At 67.4% G+C, this 19,537-nt stretch carries 23 protein-coding genes; 15 read left to right on the plus strand and 8 right to left on the minus strand.

What is annotated here, in order from left to right:
• Positions 1-20: 20 nt before the first annotated feature.
• From DBV14_RS25175 to DBV14_RS25195, 5 genes are all read right to left on the minus strand, one after another.
• Positions 21-269 carry a hypothetical protein gene (locus tag DBV14_RS25175; protein WP_124463247.1) on the minus strand — a complete coding sequence of 83 codons (249 nt, stop codon included), beginning with the start codon at positions 267-269 and terminating at the stop codon, positions 21-23.
• Between the two features lie 190 nt (positions 270-459).
• Positions 460-963, minus strand: coding sequence for a murein hydrolase activator EnvC (locus DBV14_RS25180; RefSeq protein WP_124463249.1), 504 nt, complete (start codon positions 961-963; stop codon positions 460-462).
• A gap of 188 nt (positions 964-1,151) precedes the next feature.
• Positions 1,152-1,640, minus strand: a complete 489-nt coding sequence (locus DBV14_RS25185; RefSeq protein ID WP_124463251.1) for a CreA family protein — start codon at positions 1,638-1,640, stop codon at positions 1,152-1,154.
• Between the two features lie 26 nt (positions 1,641-1,666).
• A complete protein-coding gene (locus DBV14_RS25190) occupies positions 1,667-2,218 on the minus strand; it encodes an NUDIX hydrolase (RefSeq protein ID WP_124463253.1) in 552 nt (183 codons plus the stop codon).
• Between the two features lie 40 nt (positions 2,219-2,258).
• Positions 2,259-2,960 (minus strand): fumarylacetoacetate hydrolase family protein, encoded by a 702-nt coding sequence (locus DBV14_RS25195; protein ID WP_124463255.1) that lies wholly within the window; start codon positions 2,958-2,960, stop codon positions 2,259-2,261.
• Between the two features lie 147 nt (positions 2,961-3,107).
• Between DBV14_RS25195 and DBV14_RS25200 the strand changes: the two genes are divergently transcribed.
• The 3 genes from DBV14_RS25200 to pgeF are packed head-to-tail and all read left to right on the plus strand — an operon-like array spanning position 3,108 to position 5,496.
• A complete protein-coding gene (locus DBV14_RS25200) occupies positions 3,108-4,031 on the plus strand; it encodes a tetratricopeptide repeat protein (protein ID WP_124463257.1) in 924 nt (307 codons plus the stop codon).
• Between the two features lie 21 nt (positions 4,032-4,052).
• A complete protein-coding gene (maiA, locus tag DBV14_RS25205; protein ID WP_124463259.1) occupies positions 4,053-4,691 on the plus strand; it encodes a maleylacetoacetate isomerase in 639 nt (212 codons plus the stop codon).
• Between the two features lie 16 nt (positions 4,692-4,707).
• Entirely contained in the window at positions 4,708-5,496 is a 789-nt protein-coding gene (pgeF, locus tag DBV14_RS25210; protein ID WP_124463261.1) for a peptidoglycan editing factor PgeF, read from the plus strand.
• Here the strand turns inward: pgeF and DBV14_RS25215 are convergent.
• Entirely contained in the window at positions 5,428-5,766 is a 339-nt protein-coding gene (locus tag DBV14_RS25215; protein WP_185546122.1) for a hypothetical protein, read from the minus strand. The two genes, pgeF and DBV14_RS25215, sit on opposite strands and share 69 nt — an antisense overlap.
• Before the next feature lie 119 nt (positions 5,767-5,885).
• On the opposite strand from DBV14_RS25215, the gene phaC reads away from it, so the two are divergent.
• Together phaC and DBV14_RS25225 are read left to right on the plus strand one after the other, a co-directional pair.
• The gene (gene phaC, locus DBV14_RS25220; protein WP_124463265.1) at positions 5,886-7,655 is read left to right on the plus strand and encodes a class I poly(R)-hydroxyalkanoic acid synthase; all 1,770 of its coding nucleotides are present in this window, start codon (positions 5,886-5,888) and stop codon (positions 7,653-7,655) included.
• Between the two features lie 58 nt (positions 7,656-7,713).
• Entirely contained in the window at positions 7,714-8,892 is a 1,179-nt protein-coding gene (locus tag DBV14_RS25225) for an acetyl-CoA C-acetyltransferase (RefSeq protein ID WP_124463267.1), read from the plus strand.
• Positions 8,893-8,939: 47 nt separating this feature from the next.
• Here the strand turns inward: DBV14_RS25225 and DBV14_RS25230 are convergent, their stop codons facing one another.
• Positions 8,940-9,572 carry a glutathione S-transferase family protein gene (locus DBV14_RS25230; RefSeq protein WP_124463269.1) on the minus strand — a complete coding sequence of 211 codons (633 nt, stop codon included), beginning with the start codon at positions 9,570-9,572 and terminating at the stop codon, positions 8,940-8,942.
• 28 nt (positions 9,573-9,600) lie between these two features.
• Between DBV14_RS25230 and yghU the strand changes: the two genes are divergently transcribed.
• From yghU to DBV14_RS25250, 4 genes are all read left to right on the plus strand, one after another.
• Positions 9,601-10,479: a glutathione-dependent disulfide-bond oxidoreductase gene (gene yghU / locus DBV14_RS25235; protein ID WP_124463271.1), complete on the plus strand. Its 879-nt coding sequence runs from the start codon at positions 9,601-9,603 to the stop codon at positions 10,477-10,479.
• A gap of 17 nt (positions 10,480-10,496) precedes the next feature.
• Positions 10,497-11,087 (plus strand): NADPH-dependent FMN reductase, encoded by a 591-nt coding sequence (locus DBV14_RS25240; protein ID WP_124463273.1) that lies wholly within the window; start codon positions 10,497-10,499, stop codon positions 11,085-11,087.
• 63 nt (positions 11,088-11,150) lie between these two features.
• Positions 11,151-11,501, plus strand: a complete 351-nt coding sequence (locus tag DBV14_RS25245) for a 1-deoxy-D-xylulose-5-phosphate synthase (protein WP_221621918.1) — start codon at positions 11,151-11,153, stop codon at positions 11,499-11,501.
• On the plus strand, positions 11,498-11,938 hold the full coding sequence (locus DBV14_RS25250) for a hypothetical protein (protein WP_124463275.1): 441 nt from the start codon (positions 11,498-11,500) through the stop codon (positions 11,936-11,938). Before DBV14_RS25245 ends, DBV14_RS25250 begins: the two co-directional genes overlap by 4 nt.
• Positions 11,939-12,459: 521 nt before the next feature.
• Here DBV14_RS25250 and DBV14_RS25255 read toward each other — a convergent pair.
• Positions 12,460-13,371: a LysR substrate-binding domain-containing protein gene (locus tag DBV14_RS25255; protein ID WP_124463277.1), complete on the minus strand. Its 912-nt coding sequence runs from the start codon at positions 13,369-13,371 to the stop codon at positions 12,460-12,462.
• A gap of 203 nt (positions 13,372-13,574) precedes the next feature.
• Here DBV14_RS25255 and DBV14_RS25260 point away from each other — a divergent pair, with 203 nt between their 5' ends.
• The 6 genes from DBV14_RS25260 to DBV14_RS25285 all read left to right on the plus strand — a co-directional run bounded on the left by DBV14_RS25260 (position 13,575) and on the right by DBV14_RS25285 (position 19,527).
• Complete coding sequence (locus DBV14_RS25260) at positions 13,575-14,504, plus strand: tripartite tricarboxylate transporter substrate binding protein (RefSeq protein ID WP_124463279.1); 930 nt, start codon at positions 13,575-13,577, stop codon at positions 14,502-14,504.
• 10 nt (positions 14,505-14,514) lie between these two features.
• Positions 14,515-15,432 carry a MaoC family dehydratase N-terminal domain-containing protein gene (locus DBV14_RS25265; protein ID WP_124463281.1) on the plus strand — a complete coding sequence of 306 codons (918 nt, stop codon included), beginning with the start codon at positions 14,515-14,517 and terminating at the stop codon, positions 15,430-15,432.
• A 15-nt stretch (positions 15,433-15,447) separates the two neighbouring features.
• A complete protein-coding gene (locus DBV14_RS25270) occupies positions 15,448-16,629 on the plus strand; it encodes a CaiB/BaiF CoA-transferase family protein (protein WP_124463283.1) in 1,182 nt (393 codons plus the stop codon).
• On the plus strand, positions 16,626-17,507 hold the full coding sequence (locus tag DBV14_RS25275; protein ID WP_260397224.1) for a CoA ester lyase: 882 nt from the start codon (positions 16,626-16,628) through the stop codon (positions 17,505-17,507). The genes DBV14_RS25270 and DBV14_RS25275 overlap by 4 nt, the downstream gene beginning before the upstream one ends.
• A gap of 69 nt (positions 17,508-17,576) precedes the next feature.
• The gene (locus DBV14_RS25280) at positions 17,577-18,593 is read left to right on the plus strand and encodes a tripartite tricarboxylate transporter substrate-binding protein (protein WP_124463315.1); all 1,017 of its coding nucleotides are present in this window, start codon (positions 17,577-17,579) and stop codon (positions 18,591-18,593) included.
• A 130-nt stretch (positions 18,594-18,723) separates the two neighbouring features.
• Positions 18,724-19,527 (plus strand): DUF3348 domain-containing protein, encoded by an 804-nt coding sequence (locus tag DBV14_RS25285; RefSeq protein WP_124463285.1) that lies wholly within the window; start codon positions 18,724-18,726, stop codon positions 19,525-19,527.
• Positions 19,528-19,537: the final 10 nt, after the last annotated feature.

Consider the following 19,537-nt stretch of genomic DNA (forward strand, 5'->3'; position numbering starts at 1 on the left):
GGGCGGCATCCCGCCCGGATTCATCGAACGGTCGACATGACCGTCGCGCGGCAGCGGGCGCGGTCGAGGTGCGTGGGCAGCACGATGCAGTTGTCGAAGGCGCGCTTCTGCATGTCGCTCAGCCGGGGCTTGTCGCGCTCTTGCGGTGCCTCCCAATCGGGGGCGGGACCGTAGTAGGGGCGTGCCGGCGGGCCGCTGTAGTAGTCATTGTCGTAGTGCCGTCCGTGGCGGGTGGTCTCGCAACCCGCAAGGCTCAACAACGTCAACATTCCACCCAAGCCCAGTACAAGCAGCCGCAAAGTTCTTCTCCGTTTCAAGGGAGAGGCTGCAAAAGGTGCCCCTACCCGATGGCAAGCAGCTTAGTGCCGCATCGGATGAAGAAGCTGAAGGTGTGATTAATTGCCGCGCAACCTGATGTATCAGCAGGCGCAGCGGCAAGGCCGATAACCGCAGTGGCGGTTATTGCTGTAGCAGGCCGTTGAGGTAGGGCTCGGGATTGACGGCGTTGCCGTTCTTGCGGATCTCGAAGCGCAGCTTGACGCGGTCGGCGTTGCTGCGGCCCATTTCGGCGATCTTCTCGCCCTGGCGCACCACGGCGTTTTCCTTCACGAGGATGGTGCTCAGGTGGGCGTAGGCGGTGAGGAAGGTCTCGTTGTGCTTGACGATGATCATGTTGCCGTAGGCAGGCAGTTCGCCACCCACGTACACCACGCGGCCATCGGCCGAGGCCACGACCGGGTCGCCCAGGTTGCCGGCGATGTCGATGCCCTTGTTGCTCACGCCGTCGAAGCGCGAAATGACGCTGCCGCCCGCGGGCCGCACGAACAGGGCCTGGCGCGGTGCCGGCTGCGTGACCACGGGGCCGGGGCGCTGCGGCGTGAGATCGACCGTGGTGCAGGCTGCAAGGCTCAGGGCAACCAGCGCGGCGGCGGCGGAACGGAAAACAAAAGTCTGAAGATGCATGGCGCTGTGTTGGAACGGATTCGTGAAGGAGGGTTCCCGCGGTCTGGCACGCCGGGCGGGCCGTGCGATGGATGCTAGCAAACTCGCAAGCGCGTGCCTGCAGGACAACCGCGCGCAAGGGCCATTGGGCCATTGGGCGACCAGACCTTCGTGCGGCCAGGCGTTGGCCGCCCCGCGCCCTGGCCGTGCTACTTCAGTGGAATGGGCGTGCCGCGATCGATGGGCACCGCCGTCACGCTGTTCTTGGGCGAGCCGTCGATCAGCAGGTCGGAGTAGGTCAGGTAGACCAGCGTGTTGCGCTTGGCGTCGACCATGCGCACCACGCGCAGTCGCTTGAACAGCACCGACAGCCGCTCGGTATAGACCTCTTCGCGCTTGGGCAGCGGCTGCGTGATGCTCACCGGGCCGACCTGGCGGCAGGCAATGGAGGCTTCGGCCTTGTCCTCGGCCACGCCGAACGCACCGGCAATGCCGCCGGTCTTGGCGCGCGAGACATAGCAGGTCACGCCGTTGACCTTGGGGTCGTCGTAGGCTTCGATCACGATCTTGTGGTCGGGGCCGATAAGCTTGAAGGCGGTGTCGACTTCGCCCACCGTGTCCGCCTTGGCCGCCGCGGCCGCGAGTGCAAAGCCGAGGCTGGCGCCGCAGAGGAGGGTGGCGCGAAGGGTCTTGATCATGAAGAGGTGTGGGTTCAGGTGGTTCGTCAAACGATGCTGAGCTCGTGCACGCGGTCGAAGCTGCCGCGCCGCCGGTCCGCGAAGTAGTGCTCGAGGGTTTCGCGCACGGTGCGAAAGGCGATTTCTTCCCACGGAATTTCTTCCTCGGTGAAGAGCTTCGCCTCGATGGTTTCGTGGCCGGGATCGAACTTGTCGTCCAGCAGCCGGGCGCGGTAGAACAGGTGCACCTGCCCCACGCGCACCACGCTGATCACCGAGAACAGGCCTTCGAGCTCGAAGTTGGCTCCGGCCTCCTCGTCGGTCTCGCGGGCGGCGCCCTGGGCGGTGGTTTCCTCGAGCTCCATGAAGCCCGCGGGCAGCGTCCACTTGCCCCAGCGCGGCTCGATGTTGCGCTTGCACAGCAGCACCTTGTCGCCCAGCACGGGGATGGTGCCGACCACGTTCAGCGGGTTCTCGTAATGCACCGTGTGGCAGGCCGGGCAGATGGCGCGCTGCTTGGTGTCGCCGTCGTCCGGAAGGCGGTAGACCACCGCCGTGCCGCAGTTCTTGCAATGCTTGATGGGGACGCGCAAAAGCATGTGGCCGTCTTTGTCCTGGTTGTCCTGGTTGAGGGCTTCTTCAGGCGATCTTGACGGTCAGCGTGGGCAGGCCCGCGACTTCACCCACCAGGGTGTCGCCGGCCACCACGGCCGCCACGCCTTCGGGCGTGCCCGTGAAGATCAGGTCGCCGGGTTGCAGCTCCCAGGCGGCCGACAGGTGCTCGATGGTTTCGGCCACGTTCCAGATCAGCTTGCCCACGTTGCTGCGCTGGCGGTCGGTGCCGTTCACCTGCACCGAGATTTCCGCATTTTCGGCGTCGCCGGCCTGTGCCACAGGCACGATCGGGCCGATGGGCGCGCTCTGCTCGAAGCTCTTGCCGATGTCCCAGGGGCGGCCCTGCTTTTTCATTTCGCCCTGCAGGTCGCGGCGCGTCATGTCCAGGCCGACGGCGTAGCCGTAGATGTGCTTGTGCGCATCCGCCGCCAAGATGTTCTTGCCGCCGGTGCCGATGGCCACCACGAGTTCGATCTCGTGGTGCAGGTTCTTGGTGAGCGTGGGGTAGGCCATGGTGCCGGTCTGGCCCGCATCGACCACCACCACCGCGTCGGCGGGCTTCATGAAGAAGAAGGGCGGTTCGCGGCCGGTAAAGCCCATTTCCTTGGCGTGATCTTCGTAGTTGCGGCCCACGCAGTAGATGCGGTGAACCGGAAAACGGGCCGGCTGGCCGACCACCGGAATCGAAACCGTGGCGGGCGGGGCGAAAACAAACTCGGAAGCCATTGCGACGTGTCCTTTGTCAGCGAAACCTATGGGAGACCGGCAGTGTGCCAGAGGCGGCGAGGGGCTGCGCGGCGGGGTGCCAGGGGGTGGCGGGCGGCCCACAATAGACGCCCCGCGCCACCCTTCGTTCCCTCTTCAGTTTTCACCATGCCTCTTCGACTCGGCAAAGCCGGAAAAGCCACCGCCCTCAACGAACTCGGCCGCCAGCGCGACGATGAGGGCGACCAGGACGGGGCGCTGCAGGCCTATGAGCAGGCCGGCAAGGCGCATCCGCAATGGGCGGTGCCCTGGTTCAATGCCGGCCTCATTCACAAGTACCGCGGCGATTGGGCCGCCTCGCTGGCCGCCAATGCGGAAGCGGTGCGCCGCGACCCTGGCAACGAGGGCGCGCTGTGGAACCTGGGCATTGCCGCCACCGCGCTGGGCGACTGGCCCACGGCGCGGCGCGCCTGGCAGCGCTACGGCATCGGCGTGCCCGACGGTGACGGCCCGGTCGATTTTTTCGTCGGCCTCACGCCGATCCGCGTGCACGGCGACGAAGCCAGCGAGGTGGTCTGGTCGGACCGCATCGACCCCGCGCGCGCCATCTTGCGCAACGTGCCGACGCCCGCCTGCGGCCACCGCTACGGCGACCTGGTGCTGCACGACGGTGCCGCCAACGGCTACCGCCTGCGCGGCGAGCGCGAGGTGCCGGTGTTCGATGCGCTGGAACTCATCGCGCCCTCGGCTTTCTCGACCTACGAGGTCTCGGTCGAAGATGCGACGAAGGAAGACATCGACCTGCTCATCAAGCGCTTCGAGGCGGCCGGCGGCAGCGCGGAGAACTGGAGCACCAGCATGCAGGTGCTGTGCAAGGCCTGCTCCGAAGGCCGTCCGTACGGCGAGGGACACGACCACCCGCCCGGGGAGGCGCCCGATGCCCCCGGTGCCTCCGGCCCGTGGCGCATCGGCATCGCCTCGCGCGAGGAAGCGGCGGCCCGGCGCATCCTTGAAGAATGGCGCGACGGCACGGCGCCGAAAGCCGGGTTGCACGACCTGCGCTGCGTGCTGCCGGCTGTTGCCCGCTCGTGACCGGCGCTATGCTTGGAAACCATGAAGCTGCATAACTATTTCCGTTCCTCCGCCTCGTTCCGCGTGCGCATCGCCCTGAACCTGAAGGGCCTCGATTTCGACTACGTTCCCGTGCACATCGCACGTGGCGACCACCGCACCGGCCCCTACGCCGCGCTCTCGGCCGACAAGCTGGTGCCGCTGCTCGAAGACGAGGGCGAACGCTTCTCGCAGTCGATGTCCATCATCGAATACCTGGACGAAACGCACCCCGAGCCGCCGCTGCTGCCGAGCGACCCGGTGGGCCGCGCCCACGTGCGCGCCCTGGCGCAATCCATTGCCTGCGAGATCCACCCGCTGAACAACCTGCGCGTGCTCAAGTACCTCGTGAAGGACCTGAAGCTCGACGACGACGCCAAGAACGCCTGGTACCGCCACTGGGTGCGCGACGGCATGCTGGCCTTCGAGCGCCAGCTCGAGCAGTACCCCGCCGGCACCTTCTGCTACGGCAACACGCCCACCATGGCCGATTGCTGCCTGGTGCCGCAGGTCTTCAACGGCCGCCGTTTCGACTGCGACTTCAGCGGCCTGCCGCGCACCATGGCCGCCTTCGAGGCCTGCATGGAGCTCGACGCATTCCAGCGCGCGCAGCCCTCGCAGGCGCCCGACGCGGAAGCCTGATTTGGGCGCCGCCCTCATGGACCCGCACTGGCTGGTGCCGGACTGGCCGGCGCCGCCGAACGTGCGGGCCGTGTGCACCACGCGGCACGGCGGCGTTTCGGTGGGGCCGCAGGCGCGCTACGAAAGCCTGAACCTCGGCGACCACGTGGGCGACCTGGCCTCCGACGTGGCCGAGAACCGCCACCGCCTCGCGCAGGCCATCGCCGCGCGGCCGGTCTTCCTGCAGCAGGTGCATGGCACCGGCGTCGTGACGCTCGATGCCGGCCCGGACATCGTGCGCGACGGCACGCCGGCCGACGCCTGCACCGCCACCGCCATCGGACTGGCCTGCACGATCATGGTTGCCGACTGCCTGCCCGTGCTTTTCACCGACGGATCGGGCCAGCGCGTGGCCGCTGCCCACGCGGGCTGGCGCGGCCTTGCCGGCGGCGTGCTCGAACAGGCGGCCCGGTGCTTTGCGCCCGAGCCTGAAGCCGGCCCCGCGCACGGCGCTAGCAAAGTCATAGCGTGGCTGGGACCGTGCATCGGCCCGAAGGCCTTCGAGGTCGGCCCCGAGGTCAAGGCCGCCTTCGAGGCGCATGCGCCCGAGGCCTCGGCCTGCTTCCAGCCCGCGCCGTCGTCCGGCAAATGGCTGGCCGACCTGCCCGCGCTGGCACGCCAGCGGCTGCACGCCGCGGGTGTTGATGAGGTTTACGGCAACGATGGCAGCGACAGCTGGTGCACCGTCGCCAACCCGTCACGTTTCTTTTCGCACCGGCGCGACGGCACCAGCGGGCGCTTTGCCGCCCTGGTCTGGAAGGTCTGACGCCGTTGCCGGGGAGGGCGCGGCTTCCGTGGCTGCATCGGCCTTGGCTGCGGCGGCACGCCGTGCCGCTTCCTGCGCGTCGGCCTCGCGCTGCTTGATCGCGCGGCGGCGGGCCGGGGTGCCCATCAGGTAAACCACCAGTGCCACCGGCGCCAAACCGTACAAAAGAAATGTGAAGATGGCGCCCAGCACGGTGCCCGTGGTGTTGGTGGCTTCGGCCACCGCCATCATCACGACCACGTAGAGCCAGCCGATGACGATCAGATGGATGAACACAAGAAGTTTCAGTCGGTAAGAGGAAAGAGCGGCGTTGTCGGTGTCGTGCGAATGCAGGATACTCAAAACACGCACCCATCCGGATTCGATTCAGGCGAGGACCAGGAGACATGATGAAGCAACAAGCGACGGGGGCGGATGCATTTGCGCCCTTCCAGAAGGCACTTTCCGAGGGATGGACCAAGGCGCTGGAGTCTTTCCAGCAGACCGCCGCGCAGGGAGGCCAGGCCTTCGATGTCGGCGGCAGTCCGCTGTGGCAGATGCCGCAGATGCCACACATGCCGCAGGCGGCCAGGTTGCCCGAGCTGCCCAAGTTCTCCATTGCCCCCGAAAAACTGCAGGCCATCCAGCAGCAGTACCTGGCCGACGCCACCGAACTCTGGCGCAGCGGTTTCAACGCCCGGCCCGAAGGCGACAAGCGCTTTGCCGGCGAAGCCTGGGGCAGCAACCCGCTCGCGGCTTTCTCGGCCGCCGTGTACCTGCTTAACGGCCGCACCATGCTCAGCATGGCCGAGTCCATCGATGCCGACGAAAAAACCAAGGCGCGCATGCGCTTCGCCGTCGAGCAATGGATGGCCGCCTCGTCGCCCAGCAACTCGCTGGCCTTCAATGCCGAAGCGCAGAAAAAAGCCATCGACAGCCAGGGCGAGAGCATTGCCAAGGGCATCCAGAACCTGCTGAACGACGTCAAGCAGGGCCACTTGAGCATGACCGACGAGAGCGCCTTCGAAGTGGGGCGCAACGTGGCCACCACCGAGGGCGCCGTGGTGTTCGAGAACGAGCTGTTCCAGCTGCTCGAATACAAGCCGCTCACGGCCAAGGTGTACGAGCGGCCGTTTTTGCTGGTGCCGCCGTGCATCAACAAGTTCTACATCCTCGACCTGCAGCCCGAGAACTCGCTCATTCGCTATGCGAACGAGCAGGGCCATCGCGTGTTCGTGGTGAGCTGGCGCAACCCCGACGAGTCGCTGGCCCACGCCACCTGGGACGACTACATCGAGAACGCCGCCATCAAGGCGATCCACACGGTGCAGGAAATCAGCGGGAGCAAGCAGATCAACACGCTGGGCTTCTGCGTGGGCGGCACCATCCTGAGCACCGCGCTGGCCGTGCTCGCGGCGCGCGGCGAAAAGCCGGCCGCGTCGGCCACGCTGCTCACCACCTTCCTGGATTTCAGCGACACCGGCATCCTCGACATCTTCGTGGACGAGACCATGGTGGCGTACCGCGAAATGCAGCTCGGCAAGGGCGGGCTGCTGCCGGGTGGCGACCTGGCCTCGACCTTCAGCTTCCTGCGGCCCAACGACCTGGTGTGGAACTACGTGGTCGGCAACTACCTGAAGGGCGAGACCCCGCCGCCCTTCGACCTGCTGTACTGGAACAGCGACGCCACCAACCTGCCGGGCCCGTTCTACGCCTGGTACCTGCGCAACACGTACCACGAGAACAAGCTGGCCAAGCCGAATGCGCTCACGGTCTGCGGCCAAAAAATCGACCTGGGCAAGATCGACATTCCGGTCTACATCTACGGCTCGCGCGAAGACCACATCGTGCCCATCGGCGGTGCCTACGCATCGACGCAACTGCTGCCGGGCAAGAAGCGTTTCGTCATGGGCGCGTCGGGCCACATTGCCGGCGTGATCAACCCGCCGGTCAAGAAAAAACGCAGCCACTGGATCCGCGAAGACGGCAAGTTTCCCAAGGCCCAGGCCGAATGGCTGGCCGGCGCGCAGGAGCATCCCGGCAGCTGGTGGACCGACTGGGCACAATGGCTCAAGGGCCACGCGGGCAAGCAGGTCGCCGCGCCCAAGGGCTACGGCAACGGCAAGGCCTACAAGGCCATCGAGCCGGCACCGGGCCGCTACGTGAAGGCCCGAGCCTGACCTTCGCCGGCACCACCGCAGCTTCATCAGATTTCAAATCACCTCAACGGAGAACCTCATGGAAGACATCGTCATCGTTTCGGCCGCACGCACGGCGGTCGGCAAATTCGGCGGCTCGCTCGCGGGCATTTCGGCCACGGAGCTGGGCGCCATCGTCATCAAGGAAGTGATTGCGCGCGCCAACCTCACGGCCGACCAGGTGGGTGAGGCGATCATGGGCCAGGTGCTGGCGGCCGGTGCCGGCCAGAACCCCGCGCGCCAGGCATGGCTGAAGGGCGGCGGCACCAAGGAAACGCCGGCGCTCACCATCAACGCCGTGTGCGGCTCGGGCCTGAAGGCCGTGATGCTGGCGGCCCAGGCCGTGGCCACGGGCGACAGCGAGATCGTCATTGCCGGCGGCCAGGAAAACATGAGCGCCGCGCCGCACGTGCTGCCCAACTCGCGCAACGGCCAGCGCATGGGCGACTGGAAGCTGGTCGACACCATGATCGTCGACGGCCTCTGGGACGTCTACAACCAATACCACATGGGCATCACCGCCGAGAACGTGGCCAAGAAGTACGGCATCGACCGCGCCGCGCAAGACGAACTGGCGCTGGGCAGCCAGACCAAGGCCGCGGCCGCGCAGGACGCCGGCAAGTTCAAGGACGAAATCGTCGGCGTGAGCATTCCGCAGAAGAAGGGCGACCCCATCGTCTTCAACCAGGACGAGTTCATCAACCGCAAGACCAGCGCCGAAGGCCTGGCCGGCCTGCGCCCCGCGTTCGACAAGGCCGGCGGCGTGACCGCGGGCAATGCCTCGGGCCTGAACGACGGCGCCGCCGCCGTGATGGTCATGACCGCCAAGAAGGCCGCCGCCCTGGGCCTGAAGCCGCTGGGCCGCATCGCCAGCTACGCCACCGCCGGCCTCGACCCCGCCATCATGGGCATGGGCCCGGTGCCCGCATCGACCAAGGCGCTGCAGCGCGCCGGCTGGAAGGCCGCCGACCTCGACCTGCTCGAGATCAACGAAGCCTTTGCCGCGCAGGCCTGCGCCGTGAACAAGGAAATGGGCTGGGACATCAACAAGGTGAACGTGAACGGCGGCGCCATTGCCATCGGCCACCCCATCGGCGCGTCGGGCTGCCGCATCCTGGTGACGCTGCTGCACGAAATGCAACGCCAGAACGCCAAGAAGGGCATTGCCTCGCTGTGCATCGGCGGCGGCATGGGCGTGGCGCTCACCATCGAGCGCTGATCGCTTCGGCGGTGCTTGGCGCACCGTCGGTGCTGCGGTGTCGCCGCTCAGCGCGACATCGACGGCCGCTGCGCCATTGCGGCGCGCCAGCGCGCGAGCTCGGGGTGCTGCTCTCCCGGCTTGACGCGCACCACGCGCGCGAAATCCACCGCCACCACGGCGGTGATGTCGGCCAGGCTGAACCGGTCGGTGGCGAGAAACTCGCGGCCGGCCAGCCGCGTGTTCAACGTCTCGAAGAACTGCTGCACCCGCGCCAGCCCGCGCTGCGCCAGCTCGGGAATCTGCGCATAGTTCACCGGCCCGGGCAACGCCCGGTTGGCCATGGCCGGCGAGCCGTTGCGCAGCGTCTCGGCAATGGCCATCAGTCCTTCGAACTCCACGCGCCAGTTCCAGCTGGCAATCTCGGCCTTTTCCCGCGGCGTGATGCCCATCAGCGGCGGGTGCGGATGCGCTGCCTCCAGCCAGGCGGCAATGCCGGCGTTGTCGGTCAGCAGCGTGCCTTCTTCCGTGCGCAGCGCGGGCACGGTGCATTGCGGATTGATCTCGCGGTAGGCGGCGCCCAGTTGCTCACCACGGGCGAGGTCGACCTGCACGGTCTCGTGGGCAATGCCCTTTTCGGCGAGCAGGATGCGCGCGCGCCGCGGACTCGGGGCGGTGGCGCAGTCGTAGAGAATGATCATCGTCTGTCGAACTCCGGGAACGCATTGCATGAATGGCACGACCGCTTACACACCGCCCACCGTCTGGTCCTGGAACAAGGACAACGGCGGACGCTTCGCGAACATCAATCGGCCGATCGCGGGTGCCACCCACGACAAGGACTTGCCGGTGGGAAAGCATCCGTTGCAACTCTATTCGCTGGCGACGCCCAACGGCGTGAAAGTGACGGTCATGCTCGAGGAATTGCTCGCGCTCGGCCACACCGGCGCCGAGTACGACGCCTGGCTGATCCGCATCAACGAGGGCGACCAGTTCGGCAGCGGCTTCGTGGCCGTGAACCCCAACTCCAAGATTCCCGCGCTGCTCGACCGCGGCGAGGCCACGCCGGTGCGGGTGTTCGAATCGGGCGCCATCCTGCAGTACCTGGCCGAGAAGTTCGGCAATGCCTTCCTGCCGACCGAGCGCGCGGCCCGCGCCGAGTGTCTGTCGTGGCTGTTCTGGCAGATGGGCAGTGCCCCTTACCTGGGCGGCGGCTTCGGCCACTTCTACGCCTACGCGCCCACCAAAATCGAATACGCGATCGACCGCTTCGCCATGGAAGCCAAGCGCCAGCTCGACGTGCTCGACCGCCGCCTGGCCGAGAGCCGCTACCTGGCCGGCAACGACTACACCATCGCCGACATGGCCGTGTGGCCGTGGTACGGCACGCTGGCCAAGGGGCAGCTCTATGAAGCGGGTGAATTCCTTTCGGTAGGCGAATACCAAAACGTGCTGCGTTGGACCGACGAGATCGCGCAGCGCCCCGCGGTGCAGCGCGGCCGCATGGTCAACCGCACCTGGGGCCAGACGGGCAACCAGCTGCACGAGCGCCACGACGCCGGCGACTTCGATACGCGCACGCAAGACAAGCTCGGCACGCCCACCTGATTACGACCACGCACCCGATGAACGACAACATCCTGGTCTTCTACGGCTCGTACAGGTCCGACCGCATGGGCGTACGCCTGGCCGACTACATCGTCATGGGGCTGCGCGCACGCGGCGACAACGCCGAGCTGATCGATGCCAAGGCGGTCGACCTGCCGATGCTCGACCGCATGTACAAGGAGTACCCCAAGGGCACGGCACCGGCGGCCATGGAAGCGCTGGCGCAGAAGATCCGCGGTGCCGATGCCTTCGTCTTCGTGACCGGGGAATACAACTGGGGCCCGCAGCCGGGTTTGAAGAACCTCACCGATCACTTTCTCGAAGAGTGGTTCTGGCGGCCGGCTGCCGTTGCGAGCTATTCGGCGGGGCGTTTCTCGGGCGTGCGTTCGGGCACGGTGTGGCATTCGATCCTGTCGGAGATGGGCATGGTCGTGGTGTCGAGCACGCTGGCCGTCGGTCCCATCTCGCAGACCCTGGATGCGAGCGGCAAGCCGACCGGGCCCGCGGGCGAATCGCTGGACCGGTCGTTCGGCCGGTTCGCGGACGATCTGGCGTGGTGGACCGAAGCGGCGCGTGCGCAGCGGGCGCGCAAGGCGCCGCCTTACTGAACCAACCTCGGCGCCGGACAGGCGCGGCCGTCATGTCGAAGGGTTGAAGCGAAGGGGATGCAGATGAAGCAGCGGATCATGTACATCGAATCGAAAGCGGGCGGCCTCACGGGGCCGGCCCGCATCGGCCGTGTCACGTTCTCCAAGTCCGGCGCCACGCTGTACTACGGGCAGAAGGCGTTTCGCAGCCTGAAGGGAGTTGGCTTCAAGTCCAACTACTACGAGGTCGAGACGGGCGAGCACTACTGGATTTCAGGCCCGCGGAAAGACGGAAACGACGCGCTCTACGCCACCCACACGCGGCCGGTGGTCGATGAAGATGTCCGAGACGCGTACTGGTCGGAGATCCGGCGTGTCGCGGCGCCGCGTCGGCAGCCCCAGCAGCATCCGCAGCATTCGCCAGCGCAGCAATGAGCGAGGGCTGCAATCGCGGTGCCGTCCTGCTGCTCGCGCTTGCCAGCCTCCTGACCGCCTGCGACCTCGCGCCCGAATTCCAGAAGCCGAAGGAAGAACTCAGCCCTGAAGCCATCGCCTTGCGCGACGCGCCGCCCGAGCGGGTCTTCAAGGGCGTGCTCGCTGGCCAGCCCATGCACCTCGTCGTCGAGGATTGCGAGGTCTTCCAGATCACGGCCGACCCGCAAGGAAAGATGGCATGGACGCGCGTGCTGCGCACCGAGCCTTATCCCCTGGCCTTTTGCGAGCGGCAATCGCTGGCAGCCACGCCCTTGTCCAACGGCATGGGCACGGCAGTGACGGCCGTGCTGGGGCGCAGGGCGTTCGGCTCCGGCGGGTGCTGCGCATCGGGCGGAACCTACCGCACGACGGATGGGCTGACCTGGAAAAAACTGTAGGCCGCCAGCCTGGACTTCGGGCCCGTCTACGCGCCGGGCCGCGGCAGCGTGCCGTCTCTACGTACCGCAGCGACCGATAGACCGCAATGCGAACCCGATTTGTCGATGCCCGGCCATCTTGTTCACCGCTCAAATTTTGAGCATTCTGATTATTCCCTTTGTAAAACAACAACTTGCAAACCATTTACAAGGCTCTGCATGAGTTATCCCCAAAGTTGTGCACTGAAAATGGGGATGACGCTCGCTTTCCAGGGGTCTGCCAGCGGGGCGATGGCGTATTGAAACTTTTGTGTTCGTAAAAACCGATTCAGGCCCGTCTTTCGGGTCATTTGGGGCCCATCGGCACCCTGGGGGCCGCCAATCTTGTTCACTGCTCAAAATTTGAGCATACTAAGGAAAGTCCTTGTAAAACAACGAGTTAGATTGCTTTTACAAGGCTCCTCCTGAGTTACCCCCAAAGTTGTCCACGGAAAATGGGGATGGCACAGAATTGTTCACAATTCGGCCGCAAGTCGCTGTTTTCAGGCCGATTCGGTCTGCTGGCCCGCATAGTGCCGGCACAGCGTTTCGACCAGCGCCTGCGCGTAGATCGGCAGCGCCGCCCGGTCGCGCACCAGCAGGTAGCGCTCCCGCACGCACCACGCATCGCTGAGTTCGATCAGCGCCAGCTGCATGCCTTGCTGGTTTCGCCGCGCGGCCGATTCGGGCACCACGCCAATGCCCACGCCGCCGCCGATCATCCGGCACATGGCGTCGAAGCTGCCGAGCTGGATGCGCAGCTTTTGCCGCTTGCCGAGGTTGTCGGTAATTTGGGCCAGGAAGGCCTGCAGCGTGCTGCCTTGCTGCATGCCGATGGCGTCTTCGTCGAGCGTTTCCACGAATGAAATCTTCTGGCGTTTCGCGAAGCGGTGCGTGGCCGAGGTCACGAGCACCAGCCGGTCGGTGCTGAAGTGAATGGCTTCCAGCCCCAGTGTGTCGACGGGGCCGGCCACGATGCCGATGTCGGCGCGGCCGTCGAGCACGCCGCGCGGGATCTGAGCATTCGGTTTTTCCTGAAGGTCGACGTTGATGCGCGGGTTGCGCGCCAGGAAGCCCGGCAATATCTCGGGCAGGAAGTCGGTCACGGCCGTGGTGTTGGCAAACACGCGCAGGTGGCCGCGCAGGCCGCCGCCGTATTCGAGCAGGTCGGCGCGCAGTTGCTCGGTCTGGCGCAGCACCAGCCGGGCGTGGTGCAGAAAGGCTTCTCCCGGCGGCAGCAGGCGCACGCCGCGTGCCTCGCGCTGCAGCAGTTGCAGGCCGGCCTGCGTTTCGAGCGCCTTGATGCGCGCGCTGGCCGCCGCCAGCGACAGGTGCTGGCGCTCGGCCGCGCGGGTGAGGTTGCCCAGCTCGGCGGTGGCCACGAAAAGCCGCAGGTCGGTCAGGTCGAAAAGCATGGCGCGATGGTAGCCAAGCCTTCGGAATTGCAGAAGCCTGGGTTCTGAAATCGCAGATTGCGCGCGCGGGGAGGGCGCACGACCATGCGGGCATGGAGACACAACACACACCAACGGCCAACGGATTAAAAGTCCGTTGCTTTTCTGCCCGCACAGGGTTTCGTGCGCTCGCGCTGCTGGCCTTTGCCGCCGCAGCCACCTTGATGACCCACACCGGCCCGGCGAATGCCGAGGCCTACCCGTCGCGCCCCGTCACGCTGGTCGTGCCGCAGGCGGCGGGCGGCACCAACGACATCGTCGGGCGCCTCGTGGGCCAGAAGCTCGGCGAAGTGCTGAACGCGAGCGTGGTGGTCGACAACCGGCCCGGCGCCGGCGGCAACATCGGCACGCAGCTGGTTGGCAAGGGCCCGAAGGACGGCTACACGCTGCTCATGACCATCAGCAGCAGCCAGGCCATCAACCCCGCGCTCTACAAGAACCCCGGCTTCGACCCGGTGAAAGACTTCAGGCCGGTGGGCCTGATCGGCGCGGTGCCCAACGTGCTGCTGGTCAACCCCTCGTTTCCGGCGAAGGACTTCAACGAGTTCCTGAAGCTCGCGCGGCAGAAGGGCGCCAACTACCAGTACGCCTCGGCCGGCAACGGCACGCTGAACCACCTGCTCGGTGAAATGCTCAACAGCATGGCCGGCATTTCGCTGCAGCACGTGCCCTACAAGGGCGTGGCGCCCGCGCTCAACGACGTGCTGGGCGGCCAGTTGCCGATCGTGTTCGCGAGCCTGCCTTCGGCGCTGTCGCACATCAAGGCCGGCAAGCTGCGCGCGCTGGCCGTGAGCGGCGACAAGCGCTCGCCGGTGTTGCCCGACGTGCCAACCATCGCCGAGGCGGTGCCGGGCTACAACGGCACGCTGTGGATCGGCCTGTTCGCGCCCGCGGGCGTGCCCGCCGACGTGCTGGCCACTTTGCAGGAAGCCACGCGCAAGGCGCTGGCCGCGAAGGACCTGCGCGACAAGCTCGACCAGCAGGGCGTGGAGATCGCGCCGCAGACCTCGCCCGATCAATTTTCGAAACTGCTGCAGGACGACCTTGCCAAGTGGGCGCGCATCGTCAAGGCCTCCGGCGCAGCGGTCGATTGAGGAATCCATGATGAGCAACACGACCCCTGAAAAATCCGTGCCGCTGATCGACGGCGACGCGCTGGCAAAGCTGCAGGCCTGGCAGGGCCGCGGCGAAAAGCTGGCCGACGACATCACCGCCGCGCCCGTGCGCGCGCTCTCGGCCACGCTCGACCGCGACGATCCGTTGCCCGTGGCCGGCACGCCGCTGCCCGCGCTGTGGCACTGGCTGTACTTCCTGCCGCACCACCGCCAGTCCGAAATCGGCGAGGACGGCCATGCAAAGCGCGGCGGCTTCCTGCCACCCGTGCCGCTGCCGCGCCGCATGTGGGCCGGCGGGCGGCTGAACTGGGAGGCGGACAATCCGCTGAAGGTCGGCGAAGCGGTGGAGCGCACCTCGACCATCGTGTCGGTGACCCACAAGGCCGGCCGCAGCGGCGAGCTGGTGTTCGTGCTGGTGCGGCATGAAGTGCGCAACGTGTGGGGCCTGGCGCTGACCGAAGAGCACGACATCGTGTACCGCGCCGCCGCCGAACCCGGCGAATCCGGCGAGAAAGCGCCGCCGCCGACACCCGCCGCGAAAGACGCCGCCTTCAGCCGCGACATCGTGCCCGACGACGTGCTGCTGTTCCGCTATTCGGCACTGACCTTCAACGGCCACCGCATCCACTACGACCGCCGCTACGTGACGCAGGTCGAGGGCTATCCGGGCCTGATCGTGCACGGCCCGCTGATCGCCACCTTGCTGGTCGACCTGCTGCGCCGCAACGTGCCGGGCGCGCAACTGGCGCGCTTCGAATTCCGCGCCGTGCGGCCGACCTTCGACATCGCGCCGTTCCGCGTGCACGGCAAGCCGGCCGAAGGCAGCACCGATGGCAAGACCTTCAGCCTGTGGGGCGAAGACGCCGATGGCTGGCTCACGATGCAGGCCACCGCCGTGCTGGCCTGAAAGAGGAAAGAACACATGACAAGACCCCTGGACGGCATCACCGTGGTGTCGCTCGAACACGCGATCGCGGCGCCTTTCTGCACCCGGCAACTGGCCGACCTCGGCGCCCGCGTCATCAAGGTGGAACGGCCCGGCGACGGCGATTTTGCGCGGGCCTACGACGGGCGCGTGCTCGGCGAAGCCTCTCACTTCGTGTGGGTGAACCGCTCGAAGGAAAGCATCGCGCTCGACCTGAAGCAGCCCGCCGCGCTGGCGGTGCTGCAAGAGCTGGTGGCCGGTGCCGACGTGCTGGTGCAGAACCTCGCGCCGGGCGCGGCGGCGCGCATGGGGCTCGGCGCGCAGGCGCTGCAGGAAAAGCACCCGAAGCTCATCGTCTGCGACATCTCGGGCTACGGCGAAGACGGGCCTTACCGCGACAAGAAAGCCTACGACCTGCTGATCCAGAGCGAGGCGGGCTTCCTGTCGGTCACGGGCACGCCCGACGAGCCGTGCAAGTCGGGCAACTCCATCGCCGACATTGCGGCCGGCATGTATGCGTACACCGGCGTGCTGGCGGCGCTGCTCCAGCGCGGCAAGACCGGCAAGGGCTCGCACATCGACGTGTCGATGCTGGAGTCGCTCGCCGAGTGGATGGGCTACCCGATGTACTACGCCTACGACGGCGCGCCGCCGCCACCGCGCAGCGCCGCGTCGCACGCGACCATCTATCCCTACGGGCCGTTCCCCGCGGGCGACGGCGGCACGGTGATGCTGGGCCTGCAGAACGAGCGCGAGTGGCGCGCGTTCTGCGAGAAGGTGTTGCTGCAGGCTGCTCTGGCGACCGATGCGCGCTTCGACAGCAATGCGCGCCGCAACGAGAACCGCGAGGCCTTGCGCGCGGTCATCGTCGAAACCTTCGGCGCGCTGAGCACCGCGCAGGTGCTCGAGCGCCTCGACGCGGCGCAGATTGCCAACGCCCGCATGAACGACATGGCCGGCCTCTGGGCGCACCCGCAATTGCAGGCGCGTGAGCGCTGGCGGCAGGTGGGCTCGCCGGCCGGCGACATTCCAGCACTGCTGCCGGCGGGGCGGCAGAGCGCCTTCGACTACCGCATGGACCCGGTGCCTGCCGTGGGCGAGCACACCGAAGCGATCTTGCGCAGCCTCGGGCGCAGCGAGGCGGACATCGCGGCGCTGCGCGAGGCGAGGGCGGTGTGAGCGGGGCTGCGAACACGCCGCCGGTGCAGGCACTGGCGTTGGCGCGCAGCTTTCTTTTCGTGCCGGCCGACCGGCCCGAGCGCCATGCGCGTGCGCTGGCGACCGGCGCGGGCGGCGTGATCGTCGACCTCGAAGATGCCGTGGCCCCCGAGCGCAAGGCGTCGGCCCGCGCGGGGCTGGCTGCTTCGTTTGCCGCGCTGCCCGCAGGAGATAGATCACGCCTGCTGGTGCGGATCAACGCCAGCGGCACGCCGTGGCATGGCGACGATTGCGTGCTCGCCGGCGAACTGCTCGCGAGCGGCCTGATCGCCGGCGTGATGCTGCCGAAGGCGGAGCGCGCGGCCGACCTTCTTGAACTGGCAAAAGTCCTCGGGCCCGAAGGCGTGCTGGTGCCGCTGATCGAGTCGGCGGCCGGCCTTGCGGCGGTCGACGGCATTGCGGCGGCCCCGCAGGTGCTGCGCCTGGCCTTCGGCAACCTCGATTTCCAGGCCGACCTGGGCCTAGCCTGCGATGCGGACGAAGCCGAGCTGGTGCCCGTGCGGCTGGCGCTGCTGCTGGCCTCGCGCCGCGCCGGCCTGCCCGCGCCCATCGACGGCGTGACGCCCGACTGGCGCAATGCCCAGCGCCTTGCCGCCGATGCGGCGCGTGCCCGGCGCGGCGGCTTCGGCGCCAAGCTGTGCATTCACCCCGACCAGGTGGCGCCGGTGCATGCCGCGCTCAGCCCCAGTGCCGAAGAGCTGGCGTGGGCCCGGCGCGTGACCGAGGCGGTCGGCGCGGCGGGCGGCGGCGTGGCCAGCCTCGACGGCCGCATGGTCGATGCGCCCGTGCTGCGGCTGGCGCAGCGGCTGCTGGCGCTCGATGCGCAGGCGCCGCCCTGAACGGCTGCACAGAGACACAGAAACACAGAGAGATAGCGACCCCGAATAACCACAGGAGACAACGAAGTGATGACTGCAACGAAGAAGAACGCAAAGAGCTGGAAAGTCCGTGGCCTGCTCGCGGCCTCGCTGGGTGCGTGCCTGCTGGCGGCCCAGTCGCCCGCTGCCGCGCAGGCCGCCTGGCCCGACAAGCCCATCGTGATGGTGGTGCCGTACTCGGCCGGCGGCCCGACCGACGTGGTGGCGCGCATGCTTGCCATTCCCATGGGCAAGTCGCTCGGGCAGACGGTGATCGTCGAGAACACGGTGGGCGCGGGCGGCACCATCGCGCCCACGCGCGTGGCCAAGGCCGCGCCCAACGGCTACACCATCCTGATCCACCACATGGGCATGGCCACCGCGCCCGCGCTCTACAAGAAGCTCAACTACGACCCGCTGAAAGACTTCGAATACGTCGGCCAGGTGATGGACGTGCCGATGACGCTGCTCTCGCGCAAGGACTTTCCGGCCAACAGCTTTCCCGAGCTGCTGGCCTACGTGAAGGCCAACAAGGACAAGGTCACGCTCGCCAATGCCGGGGTGGGCGCGGTGTCGCAGCTGTGCGGCCTGCTGTTCATGCATCAGATCGGCGTGCAGCTCACGACCGTGCCCTACAAGGGCGCCGGGCCGGCGCTGAACGACGTCATGGGCGGGCAGGTCGACCTGCTGTGCGACCAGACCACGCAGACCGCACCGGTCATCAAGGACGGCAACCGCGTGAAGGTGTTCGGCGTGACCACGCCCCAGCGGCTGTCCAGCATGCCGAACATTCCCACGCTCGACGAGCAGGGCCTGAAGGGCTTCGACGTGAAGGTGTGGCATGGCGTGTACGCGCCCAAGGGCACGCCGCCGGCCGTGATCGAGAAGCTCAACGTGGCCCTGCGCGCCGCGCTGCAGGACGACATGGTGAAGAAGCGCTTTGCGGAGCTGAGCACCGAGGCCGCGCCGATGGACAAGGTCACGCCCGAGAGCCTGCGCACGCACCTGGCGGCCGAGATCGACAAGTGGGGCAAGGTGATCCGCGCGGCGGGGGTGCAGGCCGACTGACGGGCCGATCCGAAACGGGGGCGCCGGCCGGCCCCCGGGAGGATGTCACGCAAGGTTACCTCTGGTGGGCGCAGGGGAGGTCGGGCCGGGTTTGGCCAGTGTAGACTGCCGAGTTTTTCGTTCGGGCGGTATGGCGCAAGCTTCACAGCGCACAGTTTTTCACGGCTCGACGCTCGCACGCCTGCTCTCTCGACTGACCGATATCGACGTCCGCGAATCCAGACAAGGCACTGCGGACCGTCTGAGCCAATGGTTCGGCTGGACCGACGCCATCTCGCTGTCCGCGGCGCTGGACGGCAGTCCGGCGGCCGCGCAGTCCAGTTCGCGCGCGTCCGGCAATGCCGAGCAAAGCGAATGCACCCGCGTGCGGGCCGCGTTGACGCAGGCCATTGCCGAAGACTGCGCGCCCGCGGTGGCAAAAAAGCGGGTTCACCCACACCACCCGCAGGCGCCTGCAACGCCCGCCAAGCCAACCGCGCCGGCCATGCCGGCCGGCGACACCCCCGTGGACACCGCCGCCGCCTTCGCCCCGTACCGTCGGCGCTACCTCACACGGCAACAGGCCATGGAGACGCGCATCGCCCCCTTGCGCGCCCGCGTGCGCGCCACGCTGGCCACCCGGTCGCCCGACATGGCGCGGCTCGCCGCCGTCGACGTGGTCATGGAACAGGCCCTGGCCGCGCAGGAGCGCCGCCTGCTGTCGACCGTGCCCGTGCTGCTCGAAAAGCATTTCGAGCGCCTGCGCCAGGCCGCCCAGCCGGTGCCCGACGACACCACTGACCTCACCCAGGCGCCGGGCGAACCCGGCGCCGCCACCCCATCTTCCGAGTGGCTGAACGTTTTCTGCAGGCACATGCAGGACGTGCTGCTCGCCGAACTCGACATTCGATTGCAACCGGTCGAAGGGCTGCTCGACGCCCTTCGCACGAGCTAGCCAGCCAGAC

Origin of the sequence: Variovorax sp. KBW07, assembly GCF_003852515.1 — a bacterium.
Taxonomy (GTDB): Bacteria; Pseudomonadota; Gammaproteobacteria; order Burkholderiales; family Burkholderiaceae_C; genus Variovorax.

Coding starts and splice junctions, on each gene's coding strand:
- DBV14_RS25180 (WP_124463249.1), bottom strand. CDS start 963: ATGCATCTTCAGACTTTTGTTTTCCGTTCCGCCGCCGCCGCGCTGGTT.
- DBV14_RS25185 (WP_124463251.1), bottom strand. CDS start 1,640: ATGATCAAGACCCTTCGCGCCACCCTCCTCTGCGGCGCCAGCCTCGGC.
- DBV14_RS25195 (WP_124463255.1), bottom strand. CDS start 2,960: ATGGCTTCCGAGTTTGTTTTCGCCCCGCCCGCCACGGTTTCGATTCCG.
- DBV14_RS25240 (WP_124463273.1), top strand. CDS start 10,497: ATGAACGACAACATCCTGGTCTTCTACGGCTCGTACAGGTCCGACCGC.
- DBV14_RS25280 (WP_124463315.1), top strand. CDS start 17,577: ATGACTGCAACGAAGAAGAACGCAAAGAGCTGGAAAGTCCGTGGCCTG.
- DBV14_RS25250 (WP_124463275.1), top strand. CDS start 11,498: ATGAGCGAGGGCTGCAATCGCGGTGCCGTCCTGCTGCTCGCGCTTGCC.
- DBV14_RS25285 (WP_124463285.1), top strand. CDS start 18,724: ATGGCGCAAGCTTCACAGCGCACAGTTTTTCACGGCTCGACGCTCGCA.
- maiA (WP_124463259.1), top strand. CDS start 4,053: ATGAAGCTGCATAACTATTTCCGTTCCTCCGCCTCGTTCCGCGTGCGC.
- DBV14_RS25245 (WP_221621918.1), top strand. CDS start 11,151: ATGAAGCAGCGGATCATGTACATCGAATCGAAAGCGGGCGGCCTCACG.
- DBV14_RS25270 (WP_124463283.1), top strand. CDS start 15,448: ATGACAAGACCCCTGGACGGCATCACCGTGGTGTCGCTCGAACACGCG.
- DBV14_RS25225 (WP_124463267.1), top strand. CDS start 7,714: ATGGAAGACATCGTCATCGTTTCGGCCGCACGCACGGCGGTCGGCAAA.
- DBV14_RS25260 (WP_124463279.1), top strand. CDS start 13,575: ATGACCCACACCGGCCCGGCGAATGCCGAGGCCTACCCGTCGCGCCCC.
- phaC (WP_124463265.1), top strand. CDS start 5,886: ATGAAGCAACAAGCGACGGGGGCGGATGCATTTGCGCCCTTCCAGAAG.
- DBV14_RS25265 (WP_124463281.1), top strand. CDS start 14,515: ATGAGCAACACGACCCCTGAAAAATCCGTGCCGCTGATCGACGGCGAC.
- yghU (WP_124463271.1), top strand. CDS start 9,601: ATGAATGGCACGACCGCTTACACACCGCCCACCGTCTGGTCCTGGAAC.
- DBV14_RS25200 (WP_124463257.1), top strand. CDS start 3,108: ATGCCTCTTCGACTCGGCAAAGCCGGAAAAGCCACCGCCCTCAACGAA.
- DBV14_RS25190 (WP_124463253.1), bottom strand. CDS start 2,218: ATGCTTTTGCGCGTCCCCATCAAGCATTGCAAGAACTGCGGCACGGCG.
- pgeF (WP_124463261.1), top strand. CDS start 4,708: ATGGACCCGCACTGGCTGGTGCCGGACTGGCCGGCGCCGCCGAACGTG.
- DBV14_RS25175 (WP_124463247.1), bottom strand. CDS start 269: ATGTTGACGTTGTTGAGCCTTGCGGGTTGCGAGACCACCCGCCACGGA.
- DBV14_RS25255 (WP_124463277.1), bottom strand. CDS start 13,371: ATGCTTTTCGACCTGACCGACCTGCGGCTTTTCGTGGCCACCGCCGAG.
- DBV14_RS25230 (WP_124463269.1), bottom strand. CDS start 9,572: ATGATCATTCTCTACGACTGCGCCACCGCCCCGAGTCCGCGGCGCGCG.